The sequence below is a fragment of the Pseudomonas brassicacearum genome, from assembly GCF_003732265.1.
GTDB classification, from domain to species: Bacteria; Pseudomonadota; Gammaproteobacteria; order Pseudomonadales; family Pseudomonadaceae; genus Aquipseudomonas; species Aquipseudomonas brassicacearum_D.
Genome location: NZ_MOBK01000177.1, coordinates 1 through 560 on the forward strand (window position 1 = coordinate 1; position 560 = coordinate 560).

A 560-nucleotide genomic window follows, 5' to 3' on the forward strand; every position below is an offset into this window, starting at 1 on the left:
CGTATTACTTCGAGGCCCAGGAAATCGCCGACTTGTTCCGTAAAGCCAACCCGGGGATTCCGGCCGATGGCATCGCGGTCATTTGCAGCGGCCCGGAACTGTCGGAAGTGCGCGTGTGCATGGGCAAGGATCTGCAGTTCGGTGCGTGTGGCAAGGGCGTGAAAACCCAGTGTCGGGCGGGGGATATTCGAGTGCCGCCGTCGCGCTGATACGAGCAGTTTCCATGAACAGGAAAGGCGCCCGATCGGGCGCCTTTTTTGGTCTGAAGGTTTGAAGTACCCGGCGAACTCCCGCATGCTTGCACCCCCGAAAGGATGACCAGATTACATTGCAAGGAGCTGTTCATGAGCGGAAAACCCGCCGCCCGCGTCACCGATCCAACCGCCTGCCCATTGCCGGGACATGGCACCAATCCCATAGCCAGTGGCTCGCCGAATGTCAATTTCGACGGTCTGGCGGCTGCGCGAATGACTGACAAATCTGCCTGCGGCAGCCCGATTACCGGTGCTATTGCGTCGACGGTGTTCATTAATGGCTTGAACGCTGCGACGCTGGACAGC

At 59.6% G+C, this 560-nt stretch carries 1 protein-coding gene and 1 pseudogene; both read left to right on the forward strand.

Annotated elements, in window-relative coordinates; genetic code table 11:
* Positions 1–209 (forward strand): annotated as a pseudogene (locus BK660_RS30680) (ribonuclease); the annotation flags it as partial.
* Between the two features lie 135 nt (positions 210–344).
* Positions 345–560, forward strand: a 216-nt coding sequence (locus BK660_RS30685) for a PAAR domain-containing protein (RefSeq protein ID WP_185045282.1), incomplete at its 3' end; no start/stop codon positions are given.